Source organism: Nostoc sp. NMS8, assembly GCF_017115045.1.
Lineage (GTDB): Bacteria > Cyanobacteriota > Cyanobacteriia > Cyanobacteriales > Nostocaceae > Nostoc.
The window spans coordinates 1-18,943 of the sequence record NZ_JABXKK010000104.1 but is presented as its reverse complement, the minus strand read 5'-3'; the positions used below and the strand labels follow the sequence as shown (position 1 = coordinate 18,943).

Annotated in this window: 15 protein-coding genes; 1 reads left to right on the top strand and 14 read right to left on the bottom strand. The window is 42.1% G+C overall.

Translation table 11 applies throughout. The annotated features are described in order from the left end of the window. The 12 genes from HWQ39_RS26610 to gvpN all read right to left on the bottom strand — a co-directional run bounded on the left by HWQ39_RS26610 (position 1) and on the right by gvpN (position 15,354). A complete protein-coding gene (locus tag HWQ39_RS26610) occupies positions 1–5,247 on the bottom strand; it encodes a GAF domain-containing protein (RefSeq protein ID WP_292851901.1) in 5,247 nt (1,748 codons plus the stop codon). 259 nt (positions 5,248–5,506) lie between these two features. After that, positions 5,507–6,040: a chemotaxis protein CheW gene (locus tag HWQ39_RS26605; protein ID WP_292851899.1), complete on the bottom strand. Its 534-nt coding sequence runs from the start codon at positions 6,038–6,040 to the stop codon at positions 5,507–5,509. 14 nt (positions 6,041–6,054) lie between these two features. After that, positions 6,055–6,417, bottom strand: coding sequence for a response regulator (locus HWQ39_RS26600; RefSeq protein WP_094345744.1), 363 nt, complete (start codon positions 6,415–6,417; stop codon positions 6,055–6,057). Between the two features lie 145 nt (positions 6,418–6,562). Continuing rightward, positions 6,563–7,894, bottom strand: coding sequence for a response regulator (locus HWQ39_RS26595; protein WP_292851897.1), 1,332 nt, complete (start codon positions 7,892–7,894; stop codon positions 6,563–6,565). Between the two features lie 409 nt (positions 7,895–8,303). Next, positions 8,304–9,011 carry a gas vesicle protein GvpC gene (locus tag HWQ39_RS26590; protein WP_292851895.1) on the bottom strand — a complete coding sequence of 236 codons (708 nt, stop codon included), beginning with the start codon at positions 9,009–9,011 and terminating at the stop codon, positions 8,304–8,306. Between the two features lie 310 nt (positions 9,012–9,321). Further along, positions 9,322–9,543: a gas vesicle structural protein GvpA gene (gene gvpA, locus HWQ39_RS26585; protein WP_012408764.1), complete on the bottom strand. Its 222-nt coding sequence runs from the start codon at positions 9,541–9,543 to the stop codon at positions 9,322–9,324. Positions 9,544–9,745: 202 nt separating this feature from the next. After that, positions 9,746–10,435: a GvpL/GvpF family gas vesicle protein gene (locus HWQ39_RS26580; RefSeq protein ID WP_292851893.1), complete on the bottom strand. Its 690-nt coding sequence runs from the start codon at positions 10,433–10,435 to the stop codon at positions 9,746–9,748. 107 nt (positions 10,436–10,542) lie between these two features. Then, positions 10,543–12,369, bottom strand: a complete 1,827-nt coding sequence (locus tag HWQ39_RS26575; RefSeq protein WP_292851890.1) for an AAA family ATPase — start codon at positions 12,367–12,369, stop codon at positions 10,543–10,545. Positions 12,370–12,627: 258 nt separating this feature from the next. Then, the gene (locus HWQ39_RS26570; RefSeq protein WP_292851887.1) at positions 12,628–13,377 is read right to left on the bottom strand and encodes a GvpL/GvpF family gas vesicle protein; all 750 of its coding nucleotides are present in this window, start codon (positions 13,375–13,377) and stop codon (positions 12,628–12,630) included. Positions 13,378–13,413: 36 nt separating this feature from the next. After that, positions 13,414–13,848 carry a gas vesicle protein K gene (locus HWQ39_RS26565; RefSeq protein WP_292851884.1) on the bottom strand — a complete coding sequence of 145 codons (435 nt, stop codon included), beginning with the start codon at positions 13,846–13,848 and terminating at the stop codon, positions 13,414–13,416. After that, positions 13,835–14,185 carry a gas vesicle protein gene (locus tag HWQ39_RS26560; RefSeq protein ID WP_096576415.1) on the bottom strand — a complete coding sequence of 117 codons (351 nt, stop codon included), beginning with the start codon at positions 14,183–14,185 and terminating at the stop codon, positions 13,835–13,837. The genes HWQ39_RS26565 and HWQ39_RS26560 overlap by 14 nt, the downstream gene beginning before the upstream one ends. Then, the gene (gene gvpN / locus HWQ39_RS26555) at positions 14,182–15,354 is read right to left on the bottom strand and encodes a gas vesicle protein GvpN (RefSeq protein WP_292851875.1); all 1,173 of its coding nucleotides are present in this window, start codon (positions 15,352–15,354) and stop codon (positions 14,182–14,184) included. Before gvpN ends, HWQ39_RS26560 begins: the two co-directional genes overlap by 4 nt. Positions 15,355–15,566: 212 nt before the next feature. Here gvpN and HWQ39_RS26550 point away from each other — a divergent pair, with 212 nt between their 5' ends. Further along, a complete protein-coding gene (locus HWQ39_RS26550; RefSeq protein WP_292851872.1) occupies positions 15,567–15,818 on the top strand; it encodes a gas vesicle protein GvpG in 252 nt (83 codons plus the stop codon). A 345-nt stretch (positions 15,819–16,163) separates the two neighbouring features. Here HWQ39_RS26550 and HWQ39_RS26545 read toward each other — a convergent pair whose 3' ends face one another. Both HWQ39_RS26545 and HWQ39_RS26540 read right to left on the bottom strand, forming a co-directional pair. Further along, positions 16,164–17,963: an N-6 DNA methylase gene (locus HWQ39_RS26545; RefSeq protein ID WP_292851869.1), complete on the bottom strand. Its 1,800-nt coding sequence runs from the start codon at positions 17,961–17,963 to the stop codon at positions 16,164–16,166. Between the two features lie 605 nt (positions 17,964–18,568). Beyond that, a complete protein-coding gene (locus HWQ39_RS26540; protein WP_292851866.1) occupies positions 18,569–18,853 on the bottom strand; it encodes a gas vesicle protein in 285 nt (94 codons plus the stop codon). Between the last annotated feature and the right edge of the window lie 90 nt (positions 18,854–18,943).

Below are 18,943 nucleotides of genomic sequence, written 5' to 3'. Positions count from 1 at the left end.
TTAGTCAACTTTGAACTGGCTAACGCTGGTTTCCAGTTGTTGTGAAGTCATCCGTAGTTCCTCAAAAGACTCGGAAATGTGGATGGCACTTTCTGAAGTCTTGCGGGCGATCGCCGAAACATCCATCATCGCCTCTGTCAACATCTGAGATTGCTGACTTTGAGTGGAAACTGCTTGAGTAATTCCTTGCACCAGTCCACCAATTTCGTTGGTGGCTGCCACGATCGCACTCAGGGAATGACGAGTCTCATCGATCAAGTTCGAGCCTTGGACAACTTGACTAATCCCTATTTCCATTGCTTCGGTAACTTCGTTGGTGCCAGCTTGAATTTCTTGTACGAGTCGCTCAATTTCTGTGGTGGCACTAGCGGACTGATAAGCCAGGGAACGAACTTCATCTGCAACCACCGCAAAGCCTTTGCCATACTCTCCGGCACGGGTAGCCTCGATTGCAGCATTGAGTGCCAGCAAATTAGTTTGAGTGGCAAAGTTTTCAATCAGACTCACTACTTTCGAGATTTTCTGAGAAGCTTCACCAAGGCGTTTAATCTTCTTCGCTGTTTCGGAGACGGTTTCCCGAATCTCCAAAATACCATCTACGGTTCTTTCCATCAGAGAATCGCCAGCTTGGACAGTTTTATTAGCTTCTTGAACCGCCTGTCCTACTCTTTGGGCATCAGCAGCAACTATCTGGGTGGAAGTTACCATTATTTGTAATTGTTCCAGAGCGTGTTCGAGCCGTTCTGCCTGCTGTTGAGCTTGGTCAGATAGTTTCACTACTGAGGTAGTGTTATTGCTGGAATTTTCACTCACCTTGCCAGCAGCAATCTGCACTTGTCGCACTAAATCTCGCAAACTTTGGATCGTAGTGTTGTAACCATCGGCGATCGTCCCAATTTCATCTTCAGATAGGGGCGCTCGAACGGTAAGATCGCCTCTGAAGGATGGTTCCAAAGCTATGAGAACGCGTATAGCTCCTTGTTGGAGTTTTTCGCGGGCGGTGCGTTCGCGCTCTGCTGCTTCTGCTAGTTGCTGCTCTTGAATACGCACCTGTGTTAGGTAATCTGCAAGATTGAGGGCAATCCCAATCTGGACACTGGCTTGGTTGAGAACATCCTCCTCGGATTGCTCCCACTGGCGCGGTGCGCTATTTTGATAAACTCCCATCAGCCCCCAGAGCCGATTTTCTTGAAAAATCGGAGAAATCATGTAGGCTTTAGTTCCCCACATCTCTAACAATTGGACGTGACATTCGTCATGACCGACAGTATATATATTGTCAACCCGCAAACTTTCTTTGCGGACATAACGCCCTCCTTGGTTGTACTGGAGATAGGTATCTCTAACTCTGGCGAGGCTAGTTCCCACAAGCTTAGGCCAATCCCCGGTCACAGACTCAACTACAAATTCTCCAGACCAATCAGGCTCAAAACGATAAACTCCAACTCGATCTACTTTCAGCAGTTGACGAAGTTCGTGGGTGGCAAACTGGACAAATTCCAGAACATTACTATGACTTTGCGCCATCTCTGTTAACCGACTTGGCAGGCGATAAGAAAATCGGGCGTTTGCTACTTCCCGTTCTGCCAGTTTGATCAGTTCCTCATTCTTGGTTAAGGTTTGTTGTAAGTATTGCGATTGCTGGACGGCAACCCCAAACTGCGTGCCGATTTTCGTTACCAAGTTGACCTCATTATCTTGCCATTGCCGCGGGCCGCTATTTTGGTAAGCTCCTAACAAACCCCAGAGCTTGTTTCCGGCAATAATCGGGGTGATGATATAGGCTCTAATCTGGAATTGCTCTAGAATTTTCAAGTGGCACTGGGCATGACCAGCAGTGTAAACGTCATTAATGACAAACGTCTCGTTGTTGCGATAGCGTCCACCTTGGGTTTGTTGTAGGTGTTCGTCTTCCCATATAGTCCTGATATCGGGGCCAACCAAAGCCACCCATTCACGACTGACGGATTCGGCAACAAACTCGCCACCCCAATCTGGATTGAAGCGATACACGGCTAGACGATCGCATTCCAAATGCGATCGCAATTCTGGTAGAGCATTGCGGAAAATCGTATCTAGCTCTTGAACTTGGCGAATTTTTTCTGACAGCCGTGTTAATGCTCGTTCCCCTTCTGCGGTTCTGGCTAACTCTGCATTCTTCTTCTTAAGTTGTTCGATATACTCAATCTGTTGCAAGCCTATACCCATTTGCACAGCTAGTTTTCGCAACATTTGCACATCCTTGGATTTCCACTGCCGAGGCCCAGTATTTTGGTATGCTCCTAAAAAGCCCCAGAGTTTGCTTCCAGTAAAGATCGGAGCGATCGCGTAAGCTTTGGCCTGGATTTTTTCTAATATCTCTAGGTAGCACTGAACGTGACCAACAGTGTAGATATCATTGACAACAAAGGTTTCATGATTGCGATAGCGTCCGCCCTGAGTTTCTTGTAAGTGATCGTCCATCCAAATCGTTTTGATGTCGGAACCAGCTAAAGACAGCCATTGATCTTTTACGGCTTCGGCAACAAACTCCACACTCCAGTCGGGATGAAAGCGAAATACTGCTAGGCGATCGCACTGTAGTTGTTTGCGTAAACTTGGCAGCACATTCAGGAAAATTGTATCTGCCTCTTGAGCTTGGCGAATTTTTTCCACCATCCCTGTCAGCACTTGTTCCTCTTCTGCTGCCCGCGCCAACTCTGCATTCTTCGTTTTCAGTTCTCCGACGTACTCGGCTTGCTGCACGCTTAACCCCAACTGAATGCCCAATTTGGTCACTAATCGCACCTCCTCGGAATTCCACTGGCGCGGGCCGCTATTTTGGTAAGCTCCTAATAAACCCCAAAGTTTGTTTCCAGCAAAAATAGGGGCGATGGTGTAGGCTTTAGCCTGAAACTGCTCTAACAGGTCGATGTGGCACTGGGCATGACCAACAGTATAGATGTCATTGACGGCAAAAGTTTCATTGTTGCGATAGCGTCCGCCTTGGGTTTGCTGTAAGTGTTCGTCTTCCCACACAGTCTTGATATCGGGGCCAACCAAAGGCACCCAGTCAGTTCCTACAGATTCAGCCATAAATTCACCACTCCAGTCAGAGTTGAAGCGATATATTGCTAGGCGATCGCATTTGAACAACTGCCGCAATTCTGCCAAGGTAGTGCGGTAAATTGTTTCTGGGTGTTGGGAATGAAGCATTCTATCCGTCATTCGGGCGATGGCGTGTTCTACTTCAGCTACTTGTGTCATTTCTAAATTTTTTAACCGTAGCTGTTCGATATATTCAGCTTGCTGGAGGGCAATGCTCAACGGTTCGCCGATCTGCAACAAAGCACCGATCTCTTCTTCAGTCCATTTCCGCACATCAGAATTCTGATAGGCTGCTAACAAACCCCAAAGATTACCAGCGCGGAAGATGGGAACAATGATGTATGCTTTGGCTTGGAACTTCTCTAATGATTCTAAATAGCAAGGTGAAAAACCAGCAGCATAAATATCGTTGACTTTACGGAAGCGTGTTCCTTTGGTGTACACTCCACCCTGTGTTTCCTTCAGATAGGTATCGCCATCAGGTTTAACAGGGGAGCCATAATCTTTAATATTGCAACGTTCTGAAGATATCAGACCTGTTTTTAAAATGCTATCTTGTTCCTGCATGTCCAACAGTGACGCCCAACCAGCAGCCACAGATTCAGCGATAATTTCTCCACTCCAGTCTGGATGAAATTGATAAACGACAACGCGATCGCATTTTAAAAATCGCCGCAATTCTTGGGTTGTAATGCGAAAAAGGTTGCGAAGCTCCGTTGCTTGCCCAATCTTTTCAATGATGCCGAAAACAGTACGTTCTCGTTCAACAAGTTTGGCTGACTCCTCTGAGCGGTGATAAAGTTGTTGCTGATATTGCACCTGTTGAATAGCAATACTAGACAGAGTTGCAACCTGCACCATTAAGCGAACTTCACTATCTTTCCACTGACGAGGCTGAGAATTTTGATAAGCAGCGAGCAAGCCCCACAACTTTTCTCCTTGGAAGATAGCAACAATAATGTACCCTTTGGCTTGATAGGTTTCTAAAATTTTGATATAGCAGTCAGAAAAACCAGCACTGTAGATATCATTAGTGACTCGATAAATCTGTCCGCGATGGAAATTTTTGCCTTGGGTGTGCTGAATGTAGCTATCTGCACTGGGCGATCGCCCTGTTGTCCCAGCCAATCCCCCTTCGTCTGCAAGATTCCTAACACTGCAATAGTTAACGTTATTGACAATTGCTGGGTTGTTTCGCTGTTCTTCTAATAGAGAAACCCACTCAGATCCAGCAGATTCAGCCACAAATTCTCCACTCCAATCTGGCTGGAAACGATAAATTGCCACGCGATCGCATTTGAGTGACTGTCTTACTTCTTGAGTAGCAACGCGAAAGGTGGTATCCAAATCTTTGGACTGGAGAATTTTATTCGCTACACCGACTAGGATTTGGTCTTTTTCTACTTCTTGTTGCAACGCAGCCTGAATCACGGCAACTTGCAGTTGCGCTTCTAATTCCTGCTCGATTAATTTTAGTAACTGAATTTCAGCATTTTGCCACTGGCGGGCAGCAGTGCATTGCTGCACTACCAACAAACCCCAAACCTCATCTTTTACTAAGATCGGCAAACTCACACAAGCTCTTACCTGAAACCGATCCACAAGCTGCTTTTGGTAAGGGGACAAGCCAGCAGTGTAGGTATCCGCGATCGCGACTAATTTTTCTTGTTGATAAACCTTGGCAGAACCTAACCCAAAAGTAACGGCGGGCAGTTTTTCCTTCAGCATTGGCGTAAAGCCATCCCTCATCGCCTCCGCAGCAACTATCCCCAGCGTCGGATTTGTAAACTCATATAGCACCACGCGATCGGCTTGCAGTGCGCTTTGTACCTCTATGACAGCAGTAGCCAGCAAGGTATCTAAATCGGAAAATTGGCGGATTTTGCTAGCGATCGCCTGTACTTGCTCTACCTCTAATCCATCTCCTCCGTCTTGATATGGCAACACACTTAGCAGTTCTTTTAACTTGCGGATTCTCTCTCGTAATGGCCCTGTTTCCACCCAATCAGCTTGATCCAGTTCAGTTCGTAATTCTTCTAGAGCGGAGGTGATTTGCTGTTTTGTTGGTACATCAACGGTATGCCCGTTATCGGTTTCCTTATAACCGTTGCTGGGATTTGAGTGAGGTTGGCTGGATCTAAGATTGTGTTGCGCTACCATGATCTTTCTTGCTATGAAGGTTGTCGGAGTTAATTAAGTAGAATGCAAAGCGGAGGCTAATTACTAAGAAAGGCAGAGGGCAGAAGGAAAGAAGTATTAATAAAAACTGTCTTTTCTGGCTGGGTCTGAGCTACAGTTTAAAAAAAGAATTGTATTGAGACGCGTAGCACGAGATACAAAGCATAGCTCCCTTCTACCTGGTTGTTGAGCGTAGTCGAAACACTGCCTCCTGCCTTTCTTCGGTAGGAAGCTCTGAACTTTAAAGAGGCTGAAGGGCTTGAATCACAACCTGGGTGTCAAGTAACATCAAAGGGCTACCTTGAGAATCCACAAAGTAACCCTGTAAGAATGAGCCTAGTCGTGCAGGTAACATCGATGTCGAAATCTCTAACCGCTCTTGGGGAGCGTGAACTTCAATGGTATTGACTTGCTCCACCAACAGCCCGACGGTTTGATTCTGGACTTGAACAAGCATCGCCATGCCAGAGTTACGCACACTTTCCCGCCGACACCAGTGTGTTGCTCCCAACAAACCTGCTAAATCAAGAATCCAGATCGCTTCTCCCCGCCAATTCATTATGCCTAACAAGAATTCTGCTACTTGTGGTACTGGCAAAATCTCGGTCAGCGCAACCTGAATTACTCCCCGTAAATCAGCTAATGGGAGTAACCCATTTACCTTTCCATTCAACGGAAATCTTAAAAACCTCTGGTTGTTTCCTTGAGGAGAGTTTTCAAGTCGAAATTGGCTATTTATGGGTAGCTCTCTAAAGCTATCATTGCCCTGTACCATTGCCCTAGTTTCCTTTAGCGAATAAATTTATTAACAGTCTGGAGCAAGGTATTTTCATCTACAGGTTTGACTAAATAGCCATCGGCACCACTCATAGTGCCCCAAGTTTTATCAACATCTGTATTTTTAGTTGAGCAAATCACTACCGGGATTCCTTTTGTTGTTGGATCGGCTTTCAACTTACGGCAGAACTCAAATCCACTTTGACCTGGCAAAATCAAATCCAGTAAGATCAAGTCAGGTTTTTGTTGTTTCAACCTGAGTTGAGCCTCTTCACCACTGCGAACTTCATAAACTGAATATCCTCCTTGCTCTAGGTAACGTGTCATCTTTTCGGATTCTGTGAGGCTATCTTCAACTAAAAGAACTTTTTTCATTTTTTTCTAACTATTTAATTTAGAATTTGACAAATTATTACGACAAATGAATTAACACCAAGCCAGATATAGAAAGCAATTTACAATCCAAAATCTGTTTTGAAAATGGATGTAGGGGAGCCACTGTCATGACTACCGCTTTAACCTAAACGCTTAAATACTTGTGAAGCACATTGAGTACTTTCTCTGCTTCCACAGGTTTACCTAAAAAGTCAGTTGCCCCTACTAATTTTGCTCGCATTCGATCTACTATTCCATCTTTCCCTGTTAAGATCACAACCGGCACATTTTTGAGACCTGGAGTTTTACGGATTTGAGAACAAATTTCATAGCCATTTACTTTTGGCATCAAAAGATCCAAAAAAATAAAGTCGGGCTTGGTTTTGATTAGCTGTAAAATTGCTATCAAGGAATCTTGAATGCCAACAAAGCGATAACCTTGATGGGTGAGAATTTCCTCCAAACTGCGACAGATCGTCGGACTATCATCCACACAGGCTACTAAAGGTCTTGAGACATCAATAATTGCTTTCCTAGCTGCTGGGGGGGCAACTTGTATAACAGTGTTCTCTTCTTTTTTCAGTGAAGAATTGAAATTATTAACTGCACTATACGGGCTGACAATTTCTTTACTAGTCGCTGGGGGAGCAACTTTCTTCAAATTGGGTGCAACTTGTATAACAGTGTCCTCTTCTGTCTTTAGTGAAGAATTGGAATTATTAGCTGCACTGGACGGCTTGCCAGTTTCTTTACTAATCCCAACCTGCCTGAGCCTTGGGGTGGGTGAAAAAGCGATCGCCCCTGTTTTTACCAATGTCATCAATAACCGAGTCAAAGCTAAGACATCCCGACCGCTTTTTTGCCCTAGACCTCGTAAAGTTTTTGTTCCATCAACTAGAGCAATAATCTGTTTAGAAGATGCTTGTCCTTGGAGTAGCTCAATTTGTTGAATGATCGGAAATAAATTAGGCGAGTAGGTTGCCAGTCCTGCATCTCGCCATTGTTGCCAGGCTTGTGTAGCCTGTTTCAAAACTTCCTCTGTTGGTATTACAGCTAAGAGAACCCCAGGAACTTCACCAACAACGGTACTATGTGACAACTGCCCTGCTGGATTGTCGCCATTTCTTTTGGCTTCAATGTACTGCATTATATCAAATAGGACTTCAGCTATTGAGCTTGTAATCAGGCTAACAAGTTGTTGCTGTTCGATTAATTTTTGTTCTCGCAACTTAGCAAGAATGGAATACTCACGATAATTTTCCTGGGGAGAGACAAGCCACTCCAGCTGTGTCACATCCAGATTAGAACAGTACCGCAACAAGTGTCGTCGCCATCGCTCATCGGCATTAGAACCGCCAGCCTGCCAAATTAATCGTCCTAAGCGAAAATATAGCGTCCAAGTCGGCCCATCTCTTGCTTCAAGATTCAGCCTGCCTGTAAATAATTTAGTTTGAAGTTGCTCGATCAATTGATTCACAATGGATCGCACCTCCTTATATATCTTGAGTTTTGCATTTACATTAGAATTGCTCAAACAATCCAGCTTACTAACTTTATGGTGCGATTGCCAATAGCCCAGTTCAAGACCTTGATTGAGCTATCCCAGCTTGTTATATCCCTTTCCAATCTGGATATTTTTAAAGTTAAAAGCCGGAAACTTGAACAAAGATTTAAGCTCTTTTTCTAATTATTAATAGGTTAACTTTTTGCCATATTACATCTACTGAGCAAATTGCTTGTCAATACAGACCTGAAAAAGATGGAAATGTTGAATACTACAAAACATAGACCAGCTTTAATGCTTATCGATTTTGTATGCTGCTTAAGGCGATAGACATAAGCGCTCGCCTAACCGCTAGTCTGCAAATACAAAAAATGAGCTTGAATTAAGTTTGTCCAGAAATTGCTTGTTGCCGAATAAAGTATTGGCGATCGCGTTGTTCTAGTAGCCCTTGCTTGATCAAGGAGCGCAGAATATCTATCGTTTGCACCCGGCTTAAGCCTATCACTTCTTCAATTTCTATCAGAGTAGCTCCTTCAGCTTGCTGAATGTATTGCTGCACTTTAGATTTAACAGTATCCGCATTCAAGGCAGGCACTTTCTTAGTCATGGTATTGGCGGAAGGACGGAAACCATTAGCTTTAATTGCAGAACGGGAAATTGACCATTTTGGAACTGTTGCAACTGATTTCTCTTCTTTAGCAGGAATCGGGGAAACTGGTTGTTCGGGACTGTAATCGCCCCAAACACTGTTATGTAAGATTTCCCGGAAATTTTGCAAGTTTTGGAATAATGCCTGAGCCTTTGCTGCCCGCTGTTGGCGGTATTCTTGCTGGCGTTGCGAGACATCTGTTTTTATTTGCAATATTTCCAATTGCCGCTCGACAATCTCTTGCTGAAATTGCTGCTGTTGTAACTTTCTGTTGTTGTCAAGACTGGTAACAAAACTGCTCAATTCTTGATGAAGCACATCTGCTTGCAGCTGAAATTCTTGTTGAGTTTGCTGTTTCCAATGGATAACTTTTTGACGGCGTTCAGCAGTTATTTGCAATCGGTGCGCTCGCTCTTGTTCCCATAAATCCTTGAGAGCCATTAGCTGAAATCTCCTATTTTGTTAACTAGAAATATACCAATCCGATTTGATTTCTGAATCACTCGTAGAGGTAAGGGACTCTTTACTGAGAAAAAAGAATCAAGGTGTACTGAGTTTTGTTCAAAAATCAAATATGAGTCCTATATTAAATAAACTGTTACGCATTTAATTTGTACATTGACCTGATGACTAATGACTGTTAACCGAAAACCTGTCAACAGTCATCAGTCAACGACTATCAAGAGTGTTTATATACTTTAAACGCGCATCAGCTTAGAAGCCATGAAGACTCGCTTTTTCCAATGTGGTGTTAAGCAGCAGATGGAACAGCAGCCTGAGATGTTAAACCAACTGCCTCGGCATATCTTAAGTAAGTTTCAACTGAAGCAATCACAATCCGAGCTTCTATTGATAGCAGTTCAATACCAACTAAAGAAACACGTACCCAAGCATCAATTACAATTCCTTTGTCCAAAATGCGGTCAATAACTTCAGCCAGACTTGAAGATGAGTTAACTTTTTCAACAGCCATTTTCTTTTCCTCTCACAACTCTAATTATTTATTTCATCTTGCTCTGATTGAGCAGTAGGTAAAACTTACACAATGTGTTTTATTCTTCCTGAGTTTAGTGTTCCCAAAAATATAAGATAAATATAAGAAATTAAAAAAATAAAGAAAAAATTATCTCATCTTTATTTTTCTGGGAAAGTTTTAAATATTATTTTTTATGAATTTATGTGAGAGTATTTTCTAGAAAATGATAGGGTGGCAGAGGTTCGCTCAGTGCTAATTGCCAGTGTGAGGATTGTACCTGCCAGAGGGAAAACTGCTGCGTACTGAGCGTTGAATCGTTGCGCTGTGCCAAAAAGTGGATTTGCCGCACATCTGACTGTCGAGTTTCACAGATAACATTTGTATATGTTTTGAGAATTAACTGGCTCAAGAGTTCCCACTGTTCGCATTGTTGTGCTTGAAATGCTTGCTGTGTTTGGTAGCGTTGTTTTTTCGCTAATAAATAGGCTTTTCCCTTAGCATCAATAGTTTCAGAATCGTCCAGTAAATCACAGGGTGTCATTTTTAAGGTGTACTCAACTTTGTCTGCTAGCTGAGTTAGGGCTTCTAGATATTGCTCTTGGTGCTTTTCTAGATGATTCAGCAGTTTTTCTTGCGAGGTAAAACCCCTCCCAAAGCGTAGGGGAAGAAGGGGAGTTTGTTGAAAAAGTTCTCGAATCACGCGATCGTGGTTTAATACAGCTTGAAGTAAACGCTCATCCGTTGCCTGTATTGCCTCCAGTGAGATTTCTGGCTCTACGATCGCACCTAAACCAGAAGAGTAAACGAGTTCAATATTCCTTTCCATCCCTAAAGGCAGAATAAGCGGTGATGCGATCGGTACTAGAAGAGCATAGGCGTATATTGACATAAATTTGGGATACTTATTAAGTACATTAAGTCAGTATAAATATTGAGGTTCTGCGTTTTTTCAAGTGCGGGTGTTTAGATCCCCGACTTCTTAAAGAAGTCGGGGATCTATAAGCCCTCATAGTGCTGATTAGCAAGCATTTGGTATGTAACTTGGAAATCATCATTTGTAATCTGAATCAAGCTGGAGTCAGTCAATCCTTGGGCGCGGTATCGACGAATTGCGCTTAAAGCAGCTTGATTGCTCAATAAAGCCAAATCTGCCCCATTCCAACCCTCGGTAACTGTCGCCCAGGTTTCTAAATCGACATCAACCAGGGGACGATCTAGATTGTGAACTCCTAAAATCGCTAATCGGCTGGCTCGATCTGGTAGATCGATTTTTATTTGTAAGTCCAATCTTCCGGCTCTGAGCAAGGCAGGATCGATCGCTTCTGGACGATTGGTTGCTCCTACTAACAGTACTTTAGGGCATTCATGCAACCCGTCTAATTCGGTGAGCAGTTGACCGACAACGCGATCGCTAACTCCAGAATCACCAGTGAATCGTCCTCGTACTGGTGCCAGGGTATCAATTTCATCTATAAACACAACGCAAGGCGCTGCTTGCCGAGCTTTGCGAAAAAGTTCTCTGACTGCTTGTTCTGCGGCTCCTACCCATCGACTGAGTAATTCCGGGCCATTCACAGCAATAAAGTTGGCTCTAGCCTGGGAAGCGATCGCTTTTGCAAGTAATGTTTTTCCCGTTCCCGGCGGCCCCCATAATAGAATCCCACGGGGAGGCTTGGCTTTGGTTTGCTCGTATAGTTCGGGATAAAGGAGTGCGCCTTCCACAGATTCTTGAAGTTTTTGTTTAACATCATCCAAGCCACCAATGTCATCCCAACTTACACTCGGTACTTCAATTGCTACATCCCTGAGAACTGAGGGTTTTATCTCCTTAATTGCTTCGAGAAAATCTTGCTGCATAAGAGTCATGTTCTCAGGAACGGGACTGTTGAGCGAGGGGACTTGACGACGAAGGGCAATGTAGGCTGCTTTTTGGCAAAGAGCTTTGATATCCGCACCAACAAAACCGACAGCCAAATCGGCGATCGCTCTTAAATCAATCGCAGTCTCCAAGGGCATGGCACTTGTCAAAATCGTGAGAATTTCCAATCGTCCATTGCGATCGGGAACTCGAAACTGAACTTCGCGATCGAAGCGTCCCGGACGACGAAGCGCCGGATCGAGATAATCGGGACGATTTGTTGCTGCTAGTACGAGTACGCCCTCAGTTTTGGCAAACCCATCCATTAAGCCAAGCAACTGCGCCACTAGTCTTTTTTCAACTTCACCTTCCACTTGGCTGCGATCTGGGGCAAGGCTGTCAATTTCGTCAATAAATATTAGGCATGGAGCAGAACGAGTTGCTTTCTCAAAAATGCTTCGTAAACGAGCTTCTGCTTCCCCATAATACTTGCTCATCACCTCTGGGCCATTGATGGCAATGTAGTTTAACTCTAACTCTTCTGCCAAAACACGGGCTGTTAAAGTTTTTCCCGTACCGGGCGGGCCAACTAGCAAAACCCCACGCGGAGGCTCTAACCCTAATTTCACCAATAAATCTGGGCGTTTAAGTGGAATTTCAACTAACTCTCTGATTTCTTTGAGAACATCAGCCAAGCCGCCGATACCTTGCCAAGAAGTTTTTGAGTTCGTCCGAGCTGATGGGGGGGTGACATCAGCATCATCCATTGGTGTCGCTGCATCGGTGGAATTGGATCTGACTCGGCTGGAACTACTTGTTCTCGGAATATTGCCTTGCCGGGGAATACTACTGAGATTATGAGATCGAATTTGAATAGAAGTTTTTAACTCCCCTTTCTCTACTTTTTCTTCTAAAGCTTTGGCAATTTCTAATAGCTGTTCAAATCCTTTAAATATGTCGTCCATTGATTTTACTTAAATAAAAGGCAGAGAAAAATTTAATTTCTAAAAAATTCAACAGTTTCAATTTTTATTGCTATTCATACCAATTCTCTATGAAATGCCCCTAAATATTTTTGAACATAGCGAATTAACTTGAGAAAATCTCTGCGTACCTTTGCGCTAACCTCTGCGTACCTTTGCGTTAAAAAAACTATGATTTGGCAAAGAAGATAAACTAGACTAAAATCCTCTTCCCTCCTGCATCATCCCAACTACAAATATTTACGCCGTTGTACTTAATCGAAGACGAGCAAAGTTATACGGGGCAGTGAAATTGTTGTAACGAATTCGCAAACGGTTTTCAAATTGACGATCGAGTGCTTCAACGTGTTCGCTAAATTGTGATTCTGCTTCCCAAGGAATTAGGTAGGCTGAATTGTAGATCATTGTGTCCATTTGGGGAGTATTTTCTACCACCTCGATCGCAATGGAGTTGAGCGTGCTTTTAAATACATCTATGATCCCTTGCTTGCGATCGCTCATTCCCTGTTCGATGGTTTGCCCTATTTGGATTACCCGCTCCATACTTAGGGGTTGACCCACTAGCTTATCCCTTTCGGTTTTGAGATTTGGGTTTTCTGCCAATAGTCCCTGAATTTCTGCCTCGATATCCCAAAAAACTTTGACACTAACTTCTCGGCAACCCGATAACTTCGCAAGCAATTGCGTCAATTCTTCTTGATGAGGACGAATTAATTGCTGTGAAACCTTTTCCCAACTGGAAACCAAAAGTCCGAATTGCACGGGCAGTAAATAGCGATCGCCTCCTTGCATGATCTCCTCAAGGACTTTTTCATGACTTAGCAGGTTACGACGGCTGGCCAAATAACGCTCTTGCTGTGCTTCCGAGTAGATTACTGCAAAATTATCCAAAATTTTAATTTGTACGGGTTGCCGATCTAAGCCCTCTAAATTTAAATTTTGTGGAGCAGGTAAGGTCAAAATTCCATAAATGTAAAAGCCATAACTCATAAAAATGTCTTACCAAGAAGAATGTAGATAAAAAAGTTATAGGGGTTTAGAAGTGAGTACTAGTCTTAACTTGGCATGAACTAAGCTTAACTGAGCCAGTCCTAAGTCCAAATCACCTTCAACCACAACACCCGTATTTAATAGGCGATCGAGGAGTTCTAGAATAGAGGGTTGACTAGAGATTTCACCGGGATAGTATCCTCCAGATTGGGGAAGTAAAGTTCCTATTTCACCCAAGTTAATATTTAGATCGGCTGGGTCAACATCAAATATCTCGCAAAGTTTAACAACCTGTTGTTCAAGCTGTTGAAGGCTTTCGGCAGCCCGATCTAGCTCATGGTCGTTGAGGGTGCCAGCATCCATTCGCCGAATCACCTGAGCTTCCATGAGTTGGCGTAACAGCTCAACAACCGTCAGTAACAATGGTGCTAAACCAGAATCGGAACCTTTTGATTTGTTAATCGCCTGCATTCTGATGATTAATAGGATTGAGTGCTTTGAGCGATCGCAGTTCTGTTTCTAGACTGGCAAGACGCTCTTGAAGTTGTTGATTAGTTGCTAATAAGGTGCGAGTTTGACTATTAAGATAGGGGTCGCTCTCCCACCAGTTAATTCCAATCTCTTTGGCTTTATCAACAGAAGAAATCAACAAACGAATTCGGATGTTGAGCAGTTCTGTGGAGCCTACGGAAATAGAAATATCTCCTGCTATCACAATGCCTTTATCCAGAACCCGTTCTAGAATATCTGCCAAGGTAGAACCTTGAGTTGATGTGGTGATAGCTCCCCGATTAGTATTAGTACTCATTTTTTTATTAAATGGCCAGAATCAAAAGGAACTGTCTGTGAGATGTTCGGCGACTCGGCATTGCCCTGCATTTGGACTAATACTCCCTGCTCTCTGAGAGACTTAAGTGCAGCGACAATTTGACTGCGATCGATCCCTAACTCTACTGCCAATTCAGAGAACCGCCTTCCTGGAGAATTACATAGGTAGTCGTAGACTTCATGCTCGTAAGGTACTCGCTGTTCCAATACAATCTGATTTTGGTTGTTTGGTATTATATCTGACGACTGAAGTTGAGTATTTATACGATGATACAATTCACTCAAAACCTCTTCCAGTAGCCGAGTTGATTCTATGAGAGGTTGATTCGTGCGAGAAAGCAGGATATCGGCACAAATATCTTGGAAGCTAGGATCTCCAGGGTTTACAGAAATTTCGTGTTCGTGGCAGATTTTGGCAATCATCAGACAGGAACGCAATCCACCGCCCTGTCCAGAGCCAGATCGACTCCAAAACGTCCGTACTAAGCGGACAATTACTTCTGCTTTCTCGGAATCTATACCTGTTTTATGAACTACAATTTCCTGCTGACTCAGTTCATCAGGTGTAGGCATATCGATGGTAATAACACGATCCATCAAAGCATCCTGAGTTGCATGAACTCCACAATACTCTTGAGGATTTGATGTTAAGATTGCCCGAAACTGAGGATGAACCCGGATATACTCGGCTCGATGTTGGTTTGTTGGTAATACCAACAACCTCTCCTCAAGTACGGAGAGTAAAACGTTATTTACCTCCGGGTGTGATCGATTGAATTCATCGTAAACCAGCGTAAATCCTTCTTTACAAGCTAAGGTTAATCGTGCATCAACCCAATGTTGTCGGAGTTCATCCTCAACTTTAACAACGCTGTGGATATAATTATCAACAACCTTTTTACGGGTATAACCTAATTGATTACCAATCAAGTCTGAGGTTTTAAACTCATCATCTCCAAATAAGAGGATGATCGGCTGGTTGAGCAAATCAGCGAGATGCATTGCCAGAGTAGTTTTTCCGACTCCGGCTGCACCACGTAAATGTATTGAAAAACCTGACTGTAGATAGCGCAAAGCACGTTGAGCGACGCGTTGAACAGCAGGTGTATTGACAAATCGCTGGGGAGATGCATTTAATACTGTTGTCAAACTCTAAGTACCTCCTAAAATAGGAATGTTATGCAAAAGTATTTTTTTTACATTGCAAACATAAAATACAGATGTCAATCAGCCTTAACTGGACTCAAATCCAACGCATTTTGGCATCAACACAAGACTAGTAATGTTTAATATTTATGTCATCAGCATGATTACGGTCTTAAGAAGATACCTTTGATAAGTCCACATAAGTTTAAAGCAATATGGTTCTGCGCTTCTTACTATTACCGATTACTGGTCCATTAATGGGGGTAACGTGGCTTGGGGAAAAAATTTTAGAACACGCGAGTACTGAAATTGATGATAAAGAAAATCTCAGCAAGCAACTTCTTGCACTCCAACTTGCTTTTGATATGGGAGAAATTCCTGAAGAAGAGTTTGAAATTCAGGAAGAAGCCCTTTTATTAGCGATTCTGGAAGCAGAAGAGGAGGAATGCGATCGGACACAAGAGTAGTGAGTCTTTCCTGGCTTGTGTGATTTATAAGGAAGGCAGGCTGAAAACCCTTGAGAAACAGCAACGTAGTTGCGAGTTTCGTGCTTTAGACTAAGGGATGAAAGCCGCCACTTACTATACCCCTAGCTAAAAGCCCTATTCTCTCTTGATTTGTTATCATTAATCCTAAGTTATTGAGAATATATGTGGGCTGAAACCCTTGCTATTTCGTTGTTTCACGACTTAACGGAAAAAGTCAGAGTCATTATAGATTCATACTTGATTCCTGCTAAGTATACTGAGAGCAAAGCCCTTATAAACCAAGCTTCTAGGTGGCTTGGTCTTTCAAAAAATCAAATAGGAGTCCTATATCTCATTGCCAAGTGGTAATAATTTAATATAGTTTTCCATATATTCCCAATCAGGTTCATTATTAATTTTGGCAGGTAACTTAATCATTGATTCTTTCATTCTTTGCATATGCCATTTTCTTCCATAATTAAATCGAAATTTCTCTTGACGAATAATTGAGATCAAAAATATTGCTATAGCAGGAGTAAGATTAAACTTTGGGTATAAAACATTTACACTATCTAATGCCCAGTATGGAACAGGTTGATAATATGCTTCAGCTACACCATTTCCATCGTAATTGACTGTTATTGTATTTCCTTTAAAAATTGGTTGTTGCCCAATATATGCTGAAACACCGTTATTCTTATCAATCGCTCCAATAAATGGAGTATTACCATTAGTCATATTTGCTTTTGTAAGTCTTCTTCCTTTCTTAACTTCAAAAAATTCACCGATGCAAAAGTATTTCCACTCACCAAAAGCAACATTTTCCTTGTGTTGTTCAGAATTTATCCACAATTTAAAGGAAATGTATTTCTTAACTTCATCAACAAAATTATCCTTTGTTAAATTAGAATAATCAGTTTCCATGTAAGCCTCAGCACACCATTCATCATCAGGTGTTACCTTTTGCATAACACTCTCACCAGAATAAATTTCGCGATTGCGGAACATTTCTATCCATCTGTTCTGAATAGATTCCCAACGTTCATATAAGTCAATGCGCCCACGATGTTTTGTTTTTACAAAACCATCTTCTTTCCAATAACCAAACCAAGTCTTTTTATTGCTGGTTATATGTGGAATCTTGGCAGTAAAAACCATAATACAAGTAATTATGCCTACTGGATAGAATAATTCATCAGGCATGGACATCACTGCTTCAAGTGTATGATTTTTTAATAGTTCAACTCTTGCTGGGTGAGGAGAAATAGCGCAAGACATCGGAGTAATTACAATACCTGTAGCTCCCTTTTCTAAACAATCGAGTATATGTTTGGCAAAATAAAGCTCGTGGAAGTCCGCATCTCCTTGCGAAAAGGGAGGATTAAGCATACCTACATCACACTTATGAGCCTTAACTGCTTTAGTTATGGCAATATCAAAGCATGAGCCTTGATATAGATTGGCCTTACCATCGCCTCGTAATATCATATTGGAAGCAGCAAGAGCAAACATATTAGGCTGTTGCTCAACACCGATTAAGCCATATTTTTTAATGTTGTCTCGCTCTTCCTCTGTTGAGGTATCTTTCATCATCTTGTGCATAGCAGATATGAGAAAACCGCCTGTACCTGCACATATATCAAGAACTTTACTATTTTTATTGACATTGGCCAATAGTGCGAACAGTTCTGTAACATGCCGAGGAGTAAGAACGATTCCAAGTGATTTTTTATCTCCTCCCGTGTATTTTAGAAACTCACCATAAAATTGGCCAACAATATCAAAATCTTGATAAATACTTATAAAAGGAAAAACCTTTTCATTCAGACGTTTAATTAATTCATAAAGTACGCCCTTTGGGTAAGTCTTCGTAGCTCTTCCAAGCTCTGGATGTACAGCAATACTAGAATATGGCTGTGACATATTATCTTTCTTGGCTCTAGGAATTTCAGACTTTTGAATTTCTTCTTTAATTACCCTCATCCACTCCTTTTGCAAATCTTCGGGTGAATACACGTGATAGCTCATAGTAAAAGCTTTATTACGTAAAGCGATCAATGTTCCGCTAACAATTAAAGGCTTTTCACTTTCAGTGAGCTTTGCATGATCTCTCATAAAATCATGTAAATCACGAGCAAAATCCATAAGCTCTTCAAAACGCATTTTTTGGAGCAAAGGGTCATAGGTAGCGTGTTCAATATAGTCTCAATTAATTTAGCCCAGCCAAATAATAGAGCTTGCAATGAGCAGCCCTACATCTAGCTGATTTATAGCTAAGACTTTTTTGATACCAGACTTTAGCTTTTAAACTTGACTTATTAGTTTAAGTATCATTGCACTATTAGCAACATCATATCTAGGCAAAATCTGGTTAGATAATGGTGAATATACTTAAAAATAAACTTTCGATAAATAAATAATACGTTAAACCTCTTCTTTTATAACTAATAAAAGAAGAGGTTTAATGACCAATAGATGGTGTTTGTGAAGTCAAAAGTAAAACAGAGTTCAGTCAGAGTGATTGTTGAGGAAATGATAGAGGAATATCGTGAATTAACAACCTTGTAGAAAATGATAACAACGTAAAATATTTATCTAGTAGGCGTTGCAAACGACATGATTCTAGTGCCTGGGAGTGTCAATTATAGTTGGAAAACAAGGTAGGAGGCAGAAGGCAGTTCCAATAAAACAAGTTTCATCGCCAAGTATAAAAATAACTCTTCACCTGTTCCCTATTCCCTATTAGAGGCTTAGTATTCCAATGTTAAGGTTTTGAATTTTGGTGTATTGTCCTCCAAGTTAGTATTTGCTTGCTGATGGGTCGTGTTCTCTTCAGCAATTGTTTGACTGTTTAAAATAGCAAGACGCTGCTGAATCTGATGTCGGCGTGCTTCGAGTTTTTCTAGTTCCTCCTCTAAACGCTCCTTCTCTAACATCATTTTGTAAGCATTTAAGTAAGCTGTTGCTTGAGAACGTTGAGGAGGCATGGTGCTAAATTTGGCTTGAATTTGTCTGCGGTTTGGAGTGCGATGCATAATAAATTTCTCTTTGGGTATGAAAGGAATGGCACTAAGAAAAGCCGAAATGCTTGTGGATTAAGCAGTTTGCAACTGCTTTCGTAATTC